The 15011-nt window shown below is 68.5% G+C and carries 16 protein-coding genes; 15 read left to right on the top strand and 1 reads right to left on the bottom strand.

Annotated elements, in window-relative coordinates:
* Positions 1 to 14: 14 nt before the first annotated feature.
* The 15 genes from ACIPRI_RS24235 to ACIPRI_RS24165 all read left to right on the top strand — a co-directional run bounded on the left by ACIPRI_RS24235 (position 15) and on the right by ACIPRI_RS24165 (position 14348).
* Positions 15 to 917 (top strand): LysR family transcriptional regulator, encoded by a 903-nt coding sequence (locus tag ACIPRI_RS24235; RefSeq protein WP_446624057.1) that lies wholly within the window; start codon positions 15 to 17, stop codon positions 915 to 917.
* Between the two features lie 91 nt (positions 918 to 1008).
* The gene (locus ACIPRI_RS24230; RefSeq protein WP_446624056.1) at positions 1009 to 2136 is read left to right on the top strand and encodes an AI-2E family transporter; all 1128 of its coding nucleotides are present in this window, start codon (positions 1009 to 1011) and stop codon (positions 2134 to 2136) included.
* A 23-nt stretch (positions 2137 to 2159) separates the two neighbouring features.
* Positions 2160 to 3722: an efflux transporter outer membrane subunit gene (locus ACIPRI_RS24225; protein ID WP_446624055.1), complete on the top strand. Its 1563-nt coding sequence runs from the start codon at positions 2160 to 2162 to the stop codon at positions 3720 to 3722.
* The gene (locus ACIPRI_RS24220) at positions 3719 to 4870 is read left to right on the top strand and encodes an HlyD family secretion protein (RefSeq protein ID WP_446624054.1); all 1152 of its coding nucleotides are present in this window, start codon (positions 3719 to 3721) and stop codon (positions 4868 to 4870) included. Before ACIPRI_RS24225 ends, ACIPRI_RS24220 begins: the two co-directional genes overlap by 4 nt.
* A 16-nt stretch (positions 4871 to 4886) precedes the next feature.
* Positions 4887 to 5915, top strand: a complete 1029-nt coding sequence (locus tag ACIPRI_RS24215; RefSeq protein ID WP_446624053.1) for a DUF2955 domain-containing protein — start codon at positions 4887 to 4889, stop codon at positions 5913 to 5915.
* Positions 5916 to 5929: 14 nt separating this feature from the next.
* Positions 5930 to 6358 (top strand): ion channel, encoded by a 429-nt coding sequence (locus ACIPRI_RS24210; RefSeq protein ID WP_446624052.1) that lies wholly within the window; start codon positions 5930 to 5932, stop codon positions 6356 to 6358.
* A gap of 62 nt (positions 6359 to 6420) precedes the next feature.
* Entirely contained in the window at positions 6421 to 7374 is a 954-nt protein-coding gene (locus ACIPRI_RS24205) for a YcjF family protein (RefSeq protein ID WP_446624051.1), read from the top strand.
* Positions 7375 to 7424: 50 nt separating this feature from the next.
* Positions 7425 to 8648 carry a helix-turn-helix domain-containing protein gene (locus ACIPRI_RS24200; protein WP_446624050.1) on the top strand — a complete coding sequence of 408 codons (1224 nt, stop codon included), beginning with the start codon at positions 7425 to 7427 and terminating at the stop codon, positions 8646 to 8648.
* 54 nt (positions 8649 to 8702) lie between these two features.
* Positions 8703 to 9392: a Vgb family protein gene (locus tag ACIPRI_RS24195; RefSeq protein WP_446624049.1), complete on the top strand. Its 690-nt coding sequence runs from the start codon at positions 8703 to 8705 to the stop codon at positions 9390 to 9392.
* 10 nt (positions 9393 to 9402) lie between these two features.
* The gene (locus tag ACIPRI_RS24190) at positions 9403 to 10206 is read left to right on the top strand and encodes a DUF899 domain-containing protein (RefSeq protein WP_446624048.1); all 804 of its coding nucleotides are present in this window, start codon (positions 9403 to 9405) and stop codon (positions 10204 to 10206) included.
* 34 nt (positions 10207 to 10240) lie between these two features.
* The gene (locus ACIPRI_RS24185; RefSeq protein ID WP_446624047.1) at positions 10241 to 10837 is read left to right on the top strand and encodes a hypothetical protein; all 597 of its coding nucleotides are present in this window, start codon (positions 10241 to 10243) and stop codon (positions 10835 to 10837) included.
* Between the two features lie 77 nt (positions 10838 to 10914).
* A complete protein-coding gene (glnA, locus tag ACIPRI_RS24180) occupies positions 10915 to 12411 on the top strand; it encodes a type I glutamate--ammonia ligase (RefSeq protein WP_446624046.1) in 1497 nt (498 codons plus the stop codon).
* A 168-nt stretch (positions 12412 to 12579) separates the two neighbouring features.
* Entirely contained in the window at positions 12580 to 12960 is a 381-nt protein-coding gene (locus tag ACIPRI_RS24175) for a hypothetical protein (protein ID WP_446624045.1), read from the top strand.
* Positions 12957 to 13844, top strand: a complete 888-nt coding sequence (locus tag ACIPRI_RS24170; RefSeq protein ID WP_446624044.1) for a hypothetical protein — start codon at positions 12957 to 12959, stop codon at positions 13842 to 13844. The genes ACIPRI_RS24175 and ACIPRI_RS24170 overlap by 4 nt, the downstream gene beginning before the upstream one ends.
* A 60-nt stretch (positions 13845 to 13904) precedes the next feature.
* Positions 13905 to 14348: a cupin domain-containing protein gene (locus ACIPRI_RS24165; RefSeq protein WP_446624043.1), complete on the top strand. Its 444-nt coding sequence runs from the start codon at positions 13905 to 13907 to the stop codon at positions 14346 to 14348.
* Between the two features lie 18 nt (positions 14349 to 14366).
* Here ACIPRI_RS24165 and ACIPRI_RS24160 read toward each other — a convergent pair whose 3' ends face one another.
* Entirely contained in the window at positions 14367 to 14750 is a 384-nt protein-coding gene (locus tag ACIPRI_RS24160) for a hypothetical protein (protein WP_446624042.1), read from the bottom strand.
* Between the last annotated feature and the right edge of the window lie 261 nt (positions 14751 to 15011).

The raw sequence follows: 15011 nt of genomic DNA, 5'->3' as shown, positions 1-15011 counted from the left end.
GTAATATGCATGTCATGCATATCGAAGCGATCGACCTGAATCTGCTGCGGCTGTTCGACGCCATCTACAAGACGCGCAGCGTCAGCCGCGGCGCCGAGGTCCTGGGCTTGACCCAGCCGGCCGCCAGCCATGGGCTGACCCGGCTGCGCCTGTTGCTCAAGGACGCCTTGTTCACCCGCGTGTCCGGCGGCGTGGCGCCCACCCCGCGCGCGGAGCGCCTGGCCGTGGCGGTGCGCAGCGCGCTGGCGACCCTGGAGCAGGCACTGGAGGAGCCCGAGCGCTTTGATCCGCGCGCCTCGTCCAAGCGCTTTCGCATCCACATGAGCGACATCGGCGAGGGCCGCTTCCTGCCGGCGCTGATGGCCAGGCTGGCGCCGCTGGCCCCGGGCGTGCGCATCGAGACCATGGCGCTGGCCCCCGGCGAGATCGCGCCGGCGCTGGACAGCGGCCGCATCGAATTCGCCTTCGGCTTTCTGCCGGAGGTACGGGACACGCAGCGCACCTTGCTCCTGAAGGACCGCTACATCGTGCTGCTGCGCGCCGGCCACCCGTTCGCGCAGCGCCGAAAGAGCGGCGCCGCCTTGCTGGAGGCACTGCGCAAGCTGGAATACGTGGCGGTGCGCACCCATGCCGAGACCTTGCGCATCCTGCACCTCTTGAAGCTGGAAGACCGGGTGCGCCTGACCACCGAGCATTTCATGGTGCTGCCGGCCATCGTGCGCTCCACCGACCTGGCGGTCGTGATGCCGCGCAACATCGCGCGCGGCTTCGCGCAGGATGCGGGCTACGCCATCGTCGAGCCGGCCTTCCCGCTACGCGACTTCGACGTCTCGCTGCACTGGAGTCGGCGCTTCGAGGACGACCCGGCCAACCGCTGGCTGCGCCAGCTGATCTGCGAGCTGTTCGTGCAGGGCTGAACGTCCGCCTCGCACGGCCCGCAAATAATTCCGGACAGGCCCGATCTCCTGCGGGAGAATCCGCTCGCCGTTCACTCCAGAAGGTCGATCGATGAATGCTCCTTCCAGGCCCGATATCGCATTCGAAACCCGGCTGTCCAGGAAGCTCTTGGACGTGTTCATCCGGGCCGGCCTGGTGCTGGCGCTGACGCTGCTGTGCTACAGGATCTTCTCGCCCTTCATCTCATTGATGGCATGGGCGCTGATCCTGGCGGTGACGATCTATCCGGCGCACCAGTCGCTGGCCCGCAGGATGGGCGGCAAACAGGGGTGGGCGGCCACCTTGCTGGTGCTGGGCGGCATCGCGCTGATCGTGTTGCCGACAGCCGTGGTGCTGAGCTCGATGGGCGACTCGGTCCACGAGATCGTCGTCAGCGTGCGCGACGACACCCTGAAGATTCCGGCGCCGCCGGCCGGCGTGGCCGAGTGGCCCGTCATCGGCCAGAAGGCGCACGAGCTCTGGTCGATGGTGCATTCGGACTTGCCGGCGGTGATCAAGAAGATGCAGCCGCAGATCGGCGAGCTGGCCGGCAAGGCGCTGGAAATGGTGGCCAGCCTCGCCGGCACGGTGCTGCTGTTCATGTTCTCCTTCATCATCGCCGGCATCATCATGGCCTTCGGCGAGTCGGGCGCCGCCGGCGTGCGCGCCATCTTCGGGCGCATCGCAGGCGGCGCGCAGCGGGGCGCGGAGTTCGCGGCGCTGAGTACCTCGACGATTCGCGCGGTGGCGCTGGGCGTGGTCGGCGTGGCCTTCATCCAGGCCATGGTCGTGGGCATCGTGCTGATCATTGCCAGGGTTCCCTTTGCCGGCATATTGGCCATGGTCGTGCTGGTGCTGGGCATCGTGCAGGTGCCGGCGCTGCTGGTCAGCATCCCGGTCATCGGCTACATCTGGGCGAGCGGCGACTACGGCACCGTGCCGGCCGCCATCTATTCGGTGCTGCTGGTGGTCGCCGGCATGCTCGACAACGTCCTCAAACCGATCTTCCTGGGCCGCGGCGTGGACGCGCCGATGCCGGTGGTGCTTCTGGGCGCGCTGGGCGGCCTGGCCGGCGCCGGCATCCTGGGCATGTTCGTCGGCGCGACCGCGCTGGCACTGGGCTATCAGATCCTCATGCGCTGGGTGGCGACCGACCCGGATGCCGTCGTGACGGAGCAGGAATCGCGGGCCGACGCCTGAGAGGCTGTGAGCCGATGCGCGCGATGCCGGCGAAGCGATCGGGTGTGCGAATGATGGCGTTGGCCGGCGCCGCGATGCTCGGGGGCTGCACCACGGTGGGCCCCGATTTCGAGCGGCCCGGCGTGCCTTGGCTGTCCGGCTGGACCGGCGGCTCCCTCGATTCCCTGGTGGCCGCCGATCCGCAGCGCCCGCGTGGCGGCGCCATGCAGGCGTGGTGGCGCAGCTTCAACGACCCCGTGCTCGATCAACTCGTCACCGAGGCCCAGCGCGTCAACCCGGGCGTGCGCATCGCCGGCCTGCGCATCATGGAGGCGCGGGCCCAACTCGGCGTGGCCGGCAGCACGCGCTATCCGCAGGTGCAGCAGGTGACCGGCGAGCTGCTCGGTGTGGGCGAGGAGCGCAGCGGCGCACGCGACAGCAGCAGCGCGCTGTCCTTCAATGCCGGGCTGCGGGCGAGCTGGGAGCTCGACTTCTGGGGCAAGTTCCGGCGCAGCATCGAGTCCGCCGACGCCGCCTACCTGGCCAGCATCGCCCAATACGACGACATGCAGGTGCTGATGGCCGCGCAGGTGGCAAGTCTTTACAGCTCGATCCGTACCGTGGAAGTGCGGTTGCGCATTGCCCGCGAGAACGCGCAGCTGCAAAGGCGCAGCCTGCAGATCACCGAGCTGCATTTCAGGCACGGCAACGAGTCCGAACTGGACGTGCAGCAAGCCAAGGCCCAGTACCTGGGCACGCTCTCCACCATCCCGCAGCTGGAGCTGGCCTTGCGCCAGACCCAGAACGCGCTGAGCACCCTGCTGGCCCGCGCGCCGGGCCCCTTGCCCGAGATGGCCGCGGGCCAGGCTCAGATCCCGCAGGCCGGCCTGGACGTCATCGTCGACATGCCGGCCGAGTTGCTGCGCCGCCGTCCGGACGTGCGGGCGGCGGAAATGCAGCTGGCTGCGCAGTCCGCCCTGATCGGCGTGAGCGTGGCGGACCTCTACCCCTCCATCTCGCTGCTGGGCTCGGTGGGCCTGTCGGCCACGTCGGTGAGCGGATCGTCGCGGGTCCTGAGCTGGGCCGTCGGGCCGGGCCTGGTGTGGAACGTGTTCGACCACGGGCGCCTCAGCAACACCGTGCTGCTGCAGGACGCCAGGTTCCAGCAGCTCTACGAGCAGTACCAGGACACGGTGCTGCGGGCGGCGCGCGAGGTCGACGATGCCTCGGTCGGCTTTGCCAAGACCGGGGAGCAGATTGCCCTGCTGGCCGAGGCGGTGCAGGCCGCGCAGCGTTCGCTGGACATCGCCAACATCCAGTACACGGAAGGACTGATCGACTTCCAGCGCGTGCTCGATTCGCAGCGCACCCTCTTCAGCCAGCAGGATCTGCTGGTTTCCAGCCGAGGCAGCCTGTCGCAGAGCCTGATTGCTATCTACAAGGCGATGGGCGGCGGCTGGGAGCCGGGGCGCAGCCGGCCCGTGCTCGACGAGGCAACGCGCGAGACCATGGGCCGGCGCAGCGACTGGCAAGGCCTGCTGGCGGCGCCGCTGCCGGCGCCCGGCGCCGATGCATTGCCGATTCCGCAGGGGAGCACACCACCATGAGCCAGGACAACGCCAGGCCTCACGCGCCGGCTGCGCCGAAAGAAGTGGACGAAGCGGCCGAGCCTGCACCGCAGGCCGGCAAAGGCGCGCGCATCGGCGCCATCGTCGTGCTGGTGCTGATCGTCGCCAGCCTGGCCTGGTATTTCGTGTCGGACCGCCTGACGCCCTACACCTCGCAGGCCCGGGTCCAGGCCTTCGTGGTGCCCGTGGCGGCGGAGGTATCGGGCCGGGTGCTGAAGGTGCACGTGAAGAACAACGACGACGTGCAGCAAGGGCAGCGCCTGTTCGAGATCGACCCGGCCCAATACCGCATCGCGCTGCAGCGCAGCCGTTCGGACTACGAGTCGGTGCGGCGCTCGGTCAATGCGTCGGTGGCGGCGGTGGATGCGGCCAAGGCCGCGCTGGCGGCGGCGGTGGCCAACCATGTCTATGCCCAGCAGGATGCGACGCGGCTGGAGCAGATCTTTGCGGACGACCCCGGCGCGATCTCCATCCGCCGCGTCCAGAGCGCACAGGCCGGCCGGGTCAAGGCACTCAGCCAGGAGCAGGCCGCCAAGGCGGATCTGCTGCGTGCCCAGGAGGCGGCTGGCGACAGCGGCGAGAACAACGCGCAACTGATCAGCGCCCGCTCGGCCGTCGAAAAGGCCGAGCTGGACATGCAGCGCACTGAAGTGCTCGCGCCGGCTGGCGGCCTGGTGACCGATCTGCGCACCGACGCCGGCCACTTCGTGCAGGCCGGCGCGCCGGCCATGACGCTGGTCACCATCCACGACCTCTGGATCAGCGCCGACATGACCGAGAACAACATCGGCAACATCCAGCCTGGCAACCAGGTGGCCATCGTGCTCGACGTGATGCCGGGCAAGGTCCTGAAGGGGCGGGTGCGCAGCGTGGGCAGCGGGGTCGCGGCCGGACAGCCGGCGCAGCCTGGCACCCTGCCCACCATCGAGAACAGCCGCGACTGGCTGCGCCAGGCGCAGCGCTTTCCGGTGGCCGTCGAGCTCGATCCCTCCGAGCGCGAGCAGCTGCGCGGCGTGCGGGTCGGCGGGCAGGCCGAGGTGCTGGTCTACACCGGCGAGCATGGCTTGATGAACGGGCTGGGCGCGGTCTTCATCCACCTGATGAGCGCGCTGTCCTATGTCTACTGACATGAAGAGGGGGCCGATGCACCGGGCGGACAAGGCCGTGCTGCGGCTGGCCATCGGCCTGGGCCTGGCGGTGCTGGTCGCCTACGGCCTGGCGCTGCAGGCGCCCTACGTGGTGTGCGTGATGGCCGTGCTGATCCTGTGCAAGCCGGGGCCACCGATCCCGCTGGTCAAGGGCGCCGTCATGGCCATGGTCATCGCCGCGCTGATGGCCGCCGGCGTGCTGCTGGTCCCCGTGCTGGAGAACTACGCCCTGGCCGGCGTGCTGGTCACGGGGGCCTTGCTCTATGCCGTGTTCTTTTCCGGTGTGCGCAGCGCCAATCCGCTGACCACGATCCTGGTCATGGCCGTCACCCTGATTCCGGTGGTCGGGGTGGTGGCGCAAGCGCTGGCCTTCAATGTCGGCGCGACCCTCGCGGTGGGCATCTGCACCGGCGTGCTGGTCAGCACCGCGTCGCACGCGCTGTTCCCTGATCCGCCCGCAGCTGCCGGCAAGCGGGCCGCGGCTGCCACGCCCAGCCGCGAGTCGGCCAGCTGGATCGCGTTGCGCGCCACCCTGGTCGTGATGCCGGTCTTCGTGCTGGCACTGACCAACCCGTCCTTCTACCTGGCGGCCATCATGAAGACGGTGGCCCTGGGCCAGCAGGCGGGATCCGCCAGCGCCCGTTCGGCCGGGCGGGAACTGCTGGGTTCAACACTGGCGGGCGCGGCGATGGCGGCGTGCGTCTGGTTCGGCTTGTCGCTGCGGCCCACCCTGTGGATGCTGATGCTATGGATCGCGGCAGCGGCCCTGTGGGCGGGCACGCGCCTGTTCCGGGTGCGGGCCACGTCATTGCCGCCGTCCTTCTGGGTCAATGCCCTGGTGACCATGCTGCTGCTGCTGGGGCCGGCCATCGAGGACAGCGCCAGCGGCAAGGATGTACTCACGGCGTCGGCCATGCGCGTCGCCTTGTTCGTCGCCGTGGCGCTCTACGCATGGGCCACGGTGTGGGCGCTGGAACATTGGCGAGCAGCCAGATCCAGCGCGCTGTTCTTCAGGCGGGGCTGAACGGGGAATCACATATGCTGATCAATCTTCTGATCGGGCTGCCGATCATGCTGCTGTGCCTGGTGCTGCAGACGGGCTTCACTTTCTGGACCGTTCGCTTCTACACCGGCCGAACGCAACGGGCGCCTGCGCTTGCGGGGCCGTTCGCCCAGATCCGGTCGCTGTTGATCGTGATGATCGTGCTGATGCTGGGCAACTTCATCCAGATCACCATCTGGGGCGTGCTGTTCATGGCCCTGGGCGAGTTCAGCGAGTTGTACGAGGCGGTCTACCACTCGGCGGTGAACTTCTCTTCCCTGGGCTACGGCGACGTGGTGATGAGCAAGCGCTGGAAGCTGCTGGGCCCGCTCGAGGCGGCCAACGGTGTATTGATGTTCGCCTTGACGGGCGCCGCGCTGATGGCCATCTTGCAGCAGCTGGTCAGGGCGCAGGTCGGGAAGTAGGCCGGAACCTTTCACGCGGGCGTTGTACAAACAGGCTTCCCGTCAAGCTGGAGAGACCGCACGTGACCCCAACCGAAACCCAAGCCATCGTCACACTGAGCTTGCTGGCCGCCTTTGTCGATGGCGAAAAGCACGAGCGCGAGCGCGCCGAGATCAAGCGCATTGCAGAAGGCCTGTCGCAAGCCGACGGCGTGCACCTGCCGACGCTCTATCAGGACGTGCTGATGAAGCGCGTCTCGCTGCCCGCCGTCGCCGCGCAGCTGCAAAGCAACGAGGCCAGGCAGCTGGGCTACGAGATGGCCGTGTGCGTGTGCGATGCCGATGGCACGCAGTCCGAGGCGGAGCGCAAGTTTCTCGCTGAAGTGGCACTGGCGCTTGGCCTCCATGCCGGGGCATCGGCGCAGTTTGCCAACCAGGCCGAGGAGATCGCCGCGGTGCCGCTGTCGCCCGCGGCCGCGCCGGTGAGCGCCGTGCCTTCGACAGCGCCAGCCGCCACCGTGAACGGCGCCGAGCTCGACCAGGCCATCCTGAACGCGGCCATCCTCAATGGCGCGCTGGAGCTGCTGCCCGAAACGCTCTCCACCATGGCCATCATCCCGCTGCAGATGAAGCTGGTCTACCGCATCGGCCAGGCCTACGGCTACGAGCTCGACAGCGGCCATGTGAAGGACTTTCTGGCCACGGTCGGCGTCGGCCTCACGTCCCAGTACCTCGAGCAGGCCGGGCGCAAGCTGCTCGGCGGCCTGCTGGGCAAGGTGGGCGGCGGGCTGCTGCGCGGTGTCGGCAAGCAGGCCGTGAGCTCGGGCCTGAGCTTTGCCACCACCTACGCGCTGGGCCACGTCGCCAAGCGCTACTACGCGGGCGGCCGCCAGCTCTCGACGCAGATGCTGAAGGAGGCCTATGCCAGCGTCACCCAGGAGGCACAAGGCCTGCAGTCGCGGTACCTGCCGGCCATGCAGGAGAAGGCCCGCACGCTGGACGCCGGCAAGATCTTGTCGATGGTGCGCAGCGCCTGAGGCAGGTAGGCGAAGCGGTGGCCTTCGGCGCGCTGGGTTAGCCTCGCGCCATGGATTCGCTGATCGCCGCCTCCGCCCGCGCGCTTGCCGCCGGCGATGCGCTGGGCGCCCTCAAGCGCGTGGCCTTGCGCGAAGACCCGCCGGCGCTGGCGCTGCGCGGCATCGCCATGGCCCAGCTCGGCGAGCACCCGCGTGCCCGCGAGCTGCTGCGGCGCGCCGCCCGTGGCTTCGGCGATCAGGAAGAGCTATCGCGCGCGCGCTGCGTGGTGGCCGAGGCCGAGGTGGCGCTGGCCATGCGCGACTTCGGCGATTCGCCGCGCCTGCTGGTTGCGGCATCGGCCACGCTGCAGGCGCGCGGCGACCGCGTCAATGCGCTGCATGGCCGGGTCATCGCCGCGCGCCGCTTCCTGCTGTTGGGCCGGCTCGACGAGGCGACGGCCGTCTTGGCGCACGTCGACGCGCAAGGCCTGCCGGCTTCGCTGGCGGCGGTGGCCGGGTTGACCGAGGCCGAACTGGCCTTGCGTTCGCTGCGCACCGCCGATGCGCAAACGGCGCTGGCCCGCGCGCAGCAAGCCGCCAATCGTGCACAGGTACCGGCGCTGCTGATCGAGGTGGCGGAGGCGCGGGCCGCGTTCGCGCAGCCCGCCGCCCGGCGCATCGGCGTCGACGGCGAGCAGCTGCTGCGCCTGCATGAAGTCGAGGCGCTGTTGTCCTCGGGCGCGCTGGTGGTCGACGCCTGCCGCCGGGGCGTGCGGGCCGGCGCTGCCTGGCTGCCGCTGGCGCGCCGGCCGGTGCTGTTCACCTTGGCACGCGCGCTGGCCGAGGCCTGGCCGGGCGATGTCGATCGCGAAGCCCTGATCGCGCGGGCATTTCGCACCCGGCGCCCCAACGAGACGCACCGGGCGCGGCTGCGGGTCGAGATCGGCCGGCTGCGCGCGCTGGTCAGCGCGCTGGCGAACATCGAGGCCACCGCGCGCGGCTTTGTGCTGCAGCCCGGCGGCGGGCAGCAGGACGTCGTGCTGCTGGCGCCGCCCATCGACGGCGAACAGGCCTCGCTGGTGGCGCTGCTGTCCGATGGCGCGGCCTGGTCCACCTCGGCCCTGGCCCTGGCCATGGGCGCCAGCCAGCGCACCGTGCAGCGCGCGCTGGTGGACCTGGAGGAGGCAGGGCGGGTGCGCGCAATCGGCCAGGCACGGGCGCGCCGCTGGCTGGCGCCGCCGCTGGCCGGATTCACGACGATCTTGTTACTCCCCGCTTCGCTCCAGCTTGAGTAAATTGGGCTCCAAGGTGCCGAAGCACGGTGCATTGCAACAGCAAAGAAGGAGCCCATGATGAGCCGCGAAAGCAATCAGCGAGAAGACAGAACCGAGGCGCCGGCGCGCGCGGCCGAGATCGTGCGCGAGTACGGTCCCTTCGCCGGCGCCGACACCATCCATGGCGTCACCCACGACGGCCGCCGCGTCTGGGCGGCCACCGGCGCCCGGCTGCTGGCCTTCGATCCGGCGAGCGGCGAGCCCACCGACACCCTGGCCTGCGCCGGCGATGCCGGCACCGCCTTCGACGGCACCTACCTCTACCAGATCGCCGAAGCGCGCATCGACAAGATCGACCCGGCCACTGGCAAGGTGCTGGCATCGATCCCCGCGCCCGGCAAAGGCGCGGACTCCGGGCTGACCTGGGCCGAAGGCAGCCTGTGGGTGGGGCAGTACCGCGATCGCAAGATCCACCAGGTCGACCCCGAGACCGGCGCGGTCAAGCGCACCATCGAATCCAACCGTTTCGTCACCGGCGTGACCTGGGTCGACGGCGAGCTCTGGCACGGCACTTGGGAAGGCGACGAAAGCGAGCTGCGCCACATCGACCCCGAAAGCGGCGCCGTGCTCGAGCGGCTTGCGATGCCGGCCGGCGTCGGCGTCAGCGGGCTCGAATCGGACGGCGCCGATCTCTTCTATTGCGGCGGTGGACCGAGCGGCAAGGTGCGCGCGGTTCGGCGTCCCAAGGCTGCCGCCGGATCGTGAGGAGCAGCCCATGAACACCGCCATCGCCCAAAAGGAAAGCAGCGCGTCCGCGCATCCCGTCGTTGCGCCGGACCGCTGGCTGGCGGCGCGCAAGACGCTGCTGGCCCACGAGAAGGAGCTGACGCGCTTGCGCGATCAGATTGCCCGCGAGCGCCGCGCCCTGCCGTGGGTGCACATCCGGAAGAACTACGTGTTCGACGCGCCCGAAGGCCGGCGCTCGCTCGCCGACCTGTTCCAGGGCCGCCACCAGCTGATGGTGCAGCACTTCATGTTCGGGCCCGGATGGGAGCAGGGCTGCCCGAGCTGCTCCTTCATGGCCGATCACGTGGCCGGCATGGCGCTGCACCTGGCGCAGCGAGACGTCAGCTTCGTGGCGGTGTCGCGCGCGCCGCTGGCCGACATCGAGCGCTTTCGCCAGCGCATGGGCTGGCAGTTCAAGTGGGTGTCCTCGCATGGCAGCGACTTCAACCACGACTTCGGCGTCAGCTTCACGCCCGAGCAGGTGGCGGACGGTGCCGTGCCCTACAACTACCAGGTGCAGGCCTTTCCCAGCGACGAGGCGCCCGGCGTCAGCGTGTTCTACAAGGACGACGCGGGCACGGTGTTCCACACCTATTCGACCTATGGCCGCGGGGTGGAAGTGATGATGGGCACCTACGACCTGCTGGACCTCACGCCCAAGGGCCGCGACGAGCACAACGCGGCCTACCCGATGGATTGGGTGCGCCATCACGATCGCTACGCACCGGCCGCGCCGGTGAAGGCGGCATCGGCAGGCGGCGCTTGTTGCCAGGCCTCCGAATCGCAGGTCTGAAGCGCAGTCCGTTGAAGCCGGTGCGCGCGTCATCATGGCGACAAGCCTTTGGCCCTGGCTGGTGCTGGCGGGGGTTGGTGCCCTCCATGGGCTGAACCCCGCCACCGGCTGGATGCTCGCAGCCGCCTGGAGCGTACGTTCGCACGACCGCAGGCTGGCGCTACGGGCCCTGTTGCCGATCGCGGCCGGGCACGCCGCCTCGGTCGCGCTCGTGGCTGGCGCAGTGGCTTGGGGCCTGGCCATGGACCGCGTCGTGCTGCAGGCCCTGGCGGGCGCTTTGCTGGTGCTGCTTGCGGTGGCGCATCTTGCGGGTCGCACGCCCAGGTCGGCGCGCGCCTGCGCGGGGCATGCCGGGCTGGCGCTCTGGTCCTTCATGATGTCCAGCGCGCACGGCGCCGGCTTGATGCTGGTGCCGGCCTTGATCCCGCTTTGCGCGGGGGATTCGTCCGCCCTGGCATCGGGACCGCTGGCGCTGGCGATCGCGGCCGTCGGTGTCCACACCGCGTCGATGCTGGCCGTGACCGGCGCAGTCGCCGTCCTGGCATGCCGCGGCGTCGACGCCGGGCAGCGCCTTGTCGGCGTCTTCAGGCGGATGCGGCCCGCACGGACATCGTCCGTGGTGCGGCCCTGACTGCCGGAACTTCAGCGCCGGACGCCCGGTCGAACCTGCTCGGCAGACCTACCGCCGCGAGCGGGCAGGAGAGGACCATGGCAAACGAGCAAAAAAAGCATGCGATCGCCCAGTTCGAGCCCGGCGCCTACCGGGTGAATCCGCCCAAGAACGCGAAGGAGGTGATCGGCCTCGTGCGGGAGCACGGCATCCAGATCGTCGACCTCAAGTTCACCGACCTGCCCGGACTGTGGCAGCACTTCTCGATCGGGCTGCCGGAACTGAATGACGCGCTGTTCGACGAGGGCATCGGATTCGACGGCTCCTCGATCCGCGGCTTCCAGGAGATCCACGAGTCGGACATGCTGCTGCAGCCGGACCCGGCCACCGCATTCATCGACCCGATGTGCGAGACCCCGACGTTGTCGATGACCTGCAACGTGATCGACCCGGTATTGAAGGGGCCCTACTCGCGCGATCCGCGCTTCGTCGCCCGCAAGGCCGAGCGTCACTTGAAGGACAGCGGGATCGCGCAGACCTGCTACTTCGGCCCGGAGCTCGAGTTTTTCATCTTCGACTCGATCCGCTTCGAGCAGAACGCGCACTGCGGCTACTACTACGTCGATTCGGCCGAGGGCGCATGGAACTGCGGCCGGGACGAAGGCGCTTTCGGGGGCGGCAACCTCGGGTACAAGCCGCGCTACAAGGAAGGCTATTTCCCGGTGCCACCGCACGACACGCTGCAGGACATCCGCTCGGAGATCGTGCTGGGGCTGATGAACGCGGGTGTGCAGGTCGAGGTGCACCACCACGAGGTGTCGACCGCGGGCCAGAACGAGATCGACATGAAGTTCGCGCCGCTGGTTCGGATGGCCGACAACGTGATGGTCTACAAGTACTTCGTCAAGAACATCGCGCGCCGGCACGGCAAGGTTGCCACTTTCATGCCCAAGCCGCTCTTCGCCGATAACGCGAGCGGCATGCACTGCCACCAGAGCCTGTGGAGCGACAAGCGCAATCTTTTCTACGACGCCAAGGGCTGGGCGTTGACGTCGCAGCTGTGCCGCTTCTACATCGGCGGGTTGCTCCAGCATGCGCACGCGCTGATGGCCTTCTGCGCGCCGACCACCAACTCCTACCGGCGGCTGGTGCCGGGCTACGAGGCGCCGGTGAACCTGGCGATGTCGCAGCGAAACCGCTCGGCCGCAGCCCGCATTCCGATGTATTCGGATTCGCCGAACGCCAAGCGTGTCGAGTTCCGCTGTCCGGACCCGACGGCCAATGCCTACCTCGCATTCGCAGCGATGCTGATGGCGGGCCTGGATGGAATCGCCGGCAAGATCGACCCGGGCCCGCCGCTCGACAAGAACATCTACGAGCTGCCCCCTGAAGAAGCCGAGCGCATCCCGAAGGTGCCCGGATCGCTCGACGAATCGCTGCGCGCGCTGGAGAAGGACCATGACTTCCTGTTGCGCGGTGATGTGTTCACCAGGGACGTCATCGAGACCTGGCTGGAATACAAGTGGAAGCACGAGGTCGATCCCGTGAGGCTGCGCCCGCACCCATGGGAGTTCCAGCTCTACTTCGACGCCTGAAGCAGTGCGAAGGCGTTGCGCAATAGCGTCAATCCGACCGTCTTTTTCGGCCCGGGACAGGGACATCAGCCGAAGTCCTACAGGGGCCTGCGGCCCGCAGTAAGACAACGGAATCCTGGTGGTGAAGGTTCCATTTCCGAACCTTCCGGCGAACACAGGAGAGCGTCCATGGCTACTGTCACCTATCCCGCGCCGGCGCACGAATCCTCGGGCCACGCATATGGCAATCTGATCGATCTTGCGAGGTTGCGCATGGGCAGCGCGCATGCGCAGGTCTGCGAAGTCTGCAACACCATCAACAGGGATTCGGCACGCTTGTGCAAATGCTGCGCCTACAAGCTGCCTGCGTTCTATGCAAGCGCAAGCGTGAGTGCGTGTCCCGGTGGCAAGGCCGTGCGGGCCATCCCGCCGCGCAAGCCAACGGTCGATTGGTGGGCGACGGGCCATGCCGTGGCCATGGCGCTTTGCGGCCGGTTCGCCGACTACCGCCGTGGCATTCATCGTTTTCTCGTCGTGCATTTCGCCCCTGCCGCGCAGGCACTGCAATGACGAAGTTCTGCGGCGCATGTCATTCACCCAACCGCGACGGCGCCAGGCACTGCCAATGCTGCGGCGGCAAGTTCTCGGGCGTCGTGTCGGGCTCGACCGTCTTTCATATCCTGGATGAGCCCGACGAGGCGCGGACCGCCTCGCGGCCGGTCGAACCAGGGGTGCCCGAGCCACCACCCTCGCCAGCGCGACAACGCTTGGCAGAAGCACCTCTGCGCGCCGAAACCGGCGCAGACAACGGCTTGGCCATCGTGCGACTGGGGATCGTGATCACGATGCTGTTGGGCGCTTTCGGCGCCTGGTACTGGAACCGCCCGGCGGCAGCATCCAGCAGCGACATGGCCGCGGCCATTGCCAAGCTGGTGGTCGACATCGCGGCGCCATCGCCCAAATCGCCTCCGCCAGCCCTCGTCGCCCCGCAGGGGGCAACGAACACGGCGCAAGCGCATGAAAAGGCAATGCAAGCCGATCCGCAGGCCAAGGACGACCTCGTGCCGGAGATGCCGCGCGCCGCCTTGACCCCGTTGCCGCGACAGCAAGTCGCTGCTTCTCCTGAACGGCCTGCAACGGCCACGGCCGTGCCGCCGCCCGCATCCTTGACGAGGAGGGCGTGGACGCCGCCGCCGCAGGCCATGCAAGCGGCGACCACCCATGAGGCACCGCAAGGCTCGTCTGCCTGCGATGGCAACGCGCTCTGCGTGCCGATGACGCGTTCCAGGCCGGCAGCGGCGAGCGCTGCGGCTCCGGTTGCGGCTGCGGCGGTCGAGGCAGCCAGTCCTGCTGACATGGCTGCGGGCGCCGGAACGCAGCGCGTCATCGTTTTCAAGGGGACGCCGGTCGTCGTGAATGTGGGGGTTCCTGCAGTCCAGTCCGGCGGGCGGTGACGGCTTGTGCCCTCCAGGTGGGGCGCGCAAAATTGCGCTCCCACTTCGGAGGAATGGCGTATGACCACCCCGTACTTTGTCTTGACGCCCGATCAGCGCGAAGTTCCCCTGAACGTGGTCGGTACGCAGGTGACGGTGCTGGCGCCGAATGCTGCGGCGCACAGCTACGGAATCACCTTCCAGCGGGGTGACGAGGGAACGGGGCCGCCCCCGCACAGCCACGACTGGGACGAATCCTTCTACGTCCTCGCGGGCGAGATCGAGTTCGTCTGCGACGGCCACACCTACGTGTGCCAGCCCGGCACACTCGTCCATTTGCAGCGCGGAACGGTGCACACCTTCCACTACGGCAAGGGCGGCGGCCAGATGCTCGAGATCACCGGGCAGGACGCGTTGGCCTCCCAGATGTTCACCGCCGTCGACCGCGAGATTCCGGTGGGTCCGCCCGATATCCCGAAGCTTCTGGCAGTGCTCGGGCGCAACGGGGTTACCGTCGCAGGCTAGGAGCGGACTAGCCGCTGGTCAGATGGCCCGCCAGGCTTCCAGGCAATGCCTGGCCAGCGCCGTCACCCATGGCGGGCAGTCCGGCGCAAAGGCAAGGCCGAAGCGCGGGCTGATCACGAAGTCCGCCTTCTCGAAGGCCGACGGATCGCGATCACGGACAAAGGCCGCCAGTTCGCCAAAGGCCATCTCGATGCCGCCGATGTGCACCATCGGCGCCCGCATCGTCATCTCCTCCAGCCTGCCGCAGTCCTGGAAGCGGTAGATGGCGTCGCCGTAGTCGAGCTCGTTGAGGCCCACGCCATTGCGGCAGGTCGCGGCCGGCGTGCCGCGCGCCTGCAAGACGTGATCCATCGACGCCGAAAAAGGCATGTCGTCGACGCTGACAAAGGGATCGATGTTCATCGGGGGAGGGTGATCGTTGCCGGCGGGCACCAACCGGCAGTGGCAGTGTGCGCGCAAGAAGACAGTCGTGTCCGGGCGGGGCCGACTTGTCCTGCTCGCCGCCTAGGCGCAACATTTGCTTTTGGATTGCGGGTTTCCCCGGGTCACCCATATGGCACGCCACATATCGCCTATGGTTTCGAACATATGCGCGGACCGGCGCAAGGCACTACCTTCCACGGTGGCCCGAATCCGGGCCCATGAACACTTGGCCCCACGAGC

This window comes from Variovorax sp. LARHSF232, assembly GCF_052871435.1.
This window is presented reverse-complemented; position numbering and strand designations above follow the sequence as displayed.